The organism is Seonamhaeicola sediminis, from assembly GCF_004358095.2.
In the GTDB taxonomy this organism is placed as follows: Bacteria; Bacteroidota; Bacteroidia; order Flavobacteriales; family Flavobacteriaceae; genus Seonamhaeicola; species Seonamhaeicola sediminis.
The window spans coordinates 1-3,815 of the sequence record NZ_SMZJ02000023.1; the positions used below are offsets into that span (position 1 = coordinate 1).

The following is a 3,815-nucleotide window of genomic DNA, read 5'->3' on the forward strand; positions in this document are numbered from 1 at the left end:
AAAACCTTGCTCGTATTCAGATACAACCAAACGTTTGAAGTTCTCACTGTAATTTCTTGGGGGCTCTTGCTTTTTTCTTAACTGCCTTTTGTTTCCCATAGTTCTAAATGTTATGGTCAACTTTTTTCAGGACGAGACAAAACAAAAAAAACCCTTCATTAAAAAATGAAGGGTTTATATATAAATACTGATGCTTCAGTATCAAAAAAGGCAACGACCTACTCTCCCACAACTGTAGTACCATCGGCGCTAATGGGCTTAACTTCTCTGTTCGGAATGGTAAGAGGTGAGCCCCATCGCTATAACCACCTTAAATCTTAAGTTAAAAGTTTAAAAGTAATAAGTTAAAAGTTTTCACTTGTGCCTTATGCCTTTTCTCTTAACTGCGCTTGTGCGCAAATATCTTAACATATTGAAAAATATACATGAATTTGTTTGTGTTACTCTTAAAAAAACAGGCGTACAATAAGCCTATGGGTTATTAGTACTACTCGGCTATGACATTACTGCCTTTACACCTGTAGCCTATCAACGTGGTCATCTCCCACGACCCTTTAAAGAAATCTCATCTTGTGGTGGGTTTCGCGCTTATATGCTTTCAGCGCTTATCCCTTCCCAACGTAGCTACTCTGCAATGCCACTGGCGTGACAACAGATACACCAGAGGTTAGTCCAACTCGGTCCTCTCGTACTAGAGTCAGATCCACTCAAATTTCTAACGCCCACTGTAGATAGAGACCGAACTGTCTCACGACGTTCTGAACCCAGCTCGCGTGCCACTTTAATGGGCGAACAGCCCAACCCTTGGGACCTTCTCCAGCCCCAGGATGTGACGAGCCGACATCGAGGTGCCAAACCCCCCCGTCGATGTGAGCTCTTGGGGGAGATCAGCCTGTTATCCCCGGCGTACCTTTTATCCTTTGAGCGATGGCCCTTCCATACGGAACCACCGGATCACTATGCTCTTGTTTCCAACCTGATCGACTTGTAGGTCTCTCAGTCAAGCACCCTTATGCCATTGCACTCTACGCACGGTTACCAAGCGTGCTGAGGGTACCTTTAGAAGCCTCCGTTACTCTTTTGGAGGCGACCACCCCAGTCAAACTACCCACCAAGCACTGTCCTCATTCCTGAGTTAGACTCTAGATAAGCAAAGGGTGGTATTTCAACAATGACTCCCCGAATCCTGGCGAACCCGGTTCAAAGTCTCCCACCTATCCTACACATTACTTATCCAAAACCAATACTAAGCTATAGTAAAGGTGCACGGGGTCTTTTCGTCCCACAGCGGGTAAACGGCATCTTCACCGTTACTACAATTTCACCGAGCTCATGGCTGAGACAGTATCCAGATCGTTGCACCATTCGTGCAGGTCGGAACTTACCCGACAAGGAATTTCGCTACCTTAGGACCGTTATAGTTACGGCCGCCGTTTACTGGGGCTTCATTTTAGACCTTCGAGGTAAACCTCTAAGCCCACCACTTAACCTTCCAGCACCGGGCAGGTGTCAGGCCATATACGTCATCTTTCGATTTAGCATAGCCCTGTGTTTTTGATAAACAGTCGCCTGGATCTTTTCACTGCGGCCCCCACCGAAGCGGGGGCGACTCTTCTCCCGAAGTTACGAGTCTATTTTGCCTAGTTCCTTAGCCATGAATCTCTCGAGCTCCTTAGAATTCTCATCCCAACTACCTGTGTCGGTTTAGGGTACGGGCTGCTTCACTCGCTTTTCTTGGAAGTCGCTTCTCTGGATTATCACCTTGGCCGAAGCCTCAGTGTACTATCGGGGCGTTACCGCTCCCTTCAACGTGCTATTCCGTCAGCACGCACCAAATATACGCCTCCGTCACTTTTATCGTGAGCAGGTACAGGAATATTAACCTGTTGGCCATCCACTACCCCTTTCGGGTTCGCGTTAGGTCCCGACTAACCCTCAGCTGATTAGCATAGCTGAGGAAACCTTAGTCTTTCGGAGTGCGGGTTTCTCGCCCGCATTATCGTTACTTATGCCTACATTTTCTTTTCTAACCGTTCCAGAATGCCTCACAGCAAACCTTCAACACAATTAGAATGCTCCCCTACCAATATAAATATTCCATAGCTTCGGTAGTATGTTTATGCCCGATTATTATCCATGCAGAATCGCTCGACTAGTGAGCTGTTACGCACTCTTTAAATGAATGGCTGCTTCCAAGCCAACATCCTAGCTGTCTAAGCAATTCCACCTCGTTTATTCAACTTAACATACATTTGGGGACCTTAGCTGATGGTCTGGGTTCTTTCCCTCTCGGACATGGACCTTAGCACCCATGCCCTCACTGCTGATCATCATTTTATAGCATTCGGAGTTTGTCAGGAATTGGTAGGCGGTGAAGCCCCCGCATCCAATCAGTAGCTCTACCTCTATAAAACTAAATCAACGCTGCACCTAAATGCATTTCGGGGAGTACGAGCTATTTCCGAGTTTGATTGGCCTTTCACCCCTACCCACAGGTCATCCGAAGACTTTTCAACGTCAACCGGTTCGGTCCTCCACTGTATGTTACTACAGCTTCAACCTGCCCATGGGTAGATCACACGGTTTCGCGTCTACCACTACTAACTATACGCCCTGTTCAGACTCGCTTTCGCTACGGATCCGCACCTGAAGTGCTTAACCTTGCTAGCAACGGTAACTCGTAGGCTCATTATGCAAAAGGCACGCCGTCATCCCGATAAATCGGGACTCCGACCGCTTGTAAGCGTATGGTTTCAGGTTCTATTTCACTCCCTTATTCAGGGTTCTTTTCACCTTTCCCTCACGGTACTAGTTCACTATCGGTCTCTCAGGAGTATTTAGCCTTATCGGATGGTCCCGACAAATTCACACAAGGTTTCACGTGCCCCGCGCTACTCAGGATACTGCTATCTTAACTTCGCTTACCTTTACGAGACTATCACTCTCTATGGTCTGTCTTTCCAAACAGTTCTAGTTCACTTAGTGTCGAATATTGCAGTCCTACAACCCCACAATTGCCGTAACAACTATGGTTTGGGCTAATCCGCGTTCGCTCGCCACTACTAACGGAATCACTTTTGTTTTCTTCTCCTCCGGGTACTTAGATGTTTCAGTTCTCCGGGTTCGCCTCCCTAAGGATACTATATCTTCAATATAGTGGGTTGCCCCATTCGGATATCTGCGGATCAATCGGTATGTGCCCGTCCCCGCAGCTTTTCGCAGCTTATCACGTCCTTCTTCGCCTCTGAGAGCCTAGGCATTCCCCATACGCCCTTATTTAGCTTATTGTACTTTTTGCTTTTTTAATGAGTTACAATAATTGCTCGTTACAATTATTTAATTTTATTAAATATTTCTATCTAATTATTTTTTCATGTATCTTTTTCAATATGTCAATGAACCTTGTCAAAATTTTCTGTTATCGGAGTAACCTACGGTTGCTCCTCAAACTTCAATTTTGAGAATGCTTTAAAAGAATCTCATTCCTGAAACAATTAAAAGCAAGCTTTTTTGTTTCTTTCATTGCGATTCTGCTTTTTAAAGCATTCATCGTGGAGAATATCGGAGTCGAACCGATGACCTCTTGCGTGCAAGGCAAGCGCTCTAGCCAGCTGAGCTAATCCCCCATATACTAGTCGTTAGTACATAGTAGTTAGTAGTTAGACTATAACCACTACTCAACTCCCAGAATTTCCTTTCAATATTTAATGAACTTCTTAAAATTAACTAGCTTACTAAACAATGATAACAGCATTTAGTAATCAAATCAACCTTAGGTTGTAGTCTCAGGCAGACTCCCTTCGACTATGCTCAGG

The 3,815-nt window shown here is 45.3% G+C and carries 1 tRNA gene and 2 rRNA genes; all 3 read right to left on the bottom strand.

What is annotated here, in order from left to right:
* Window positions 1-205: 205 nt before the first annotated feature.
* Window positions 206-313 (bottom strand): 5S ribosomal RNA (rrf, locus tag E1J38_RS14820).
* 148 nt (window positions 314-461) lie between these two features.
* A 23S ribosomal RNA gene (locus tag E1J38_RS14825) occupies window positions 462-3,288 on the bottom strand.
* 264 nt (window positions 3,289-3,552) lie between these two features.
* A tRNA-Ala gene (locus tag E1J38_RS14830) sits at window positions 3,553-3,626 on the bottom strand.
* Window positions 3,627-3,815 lie beyond the last annotated feature (189 nt).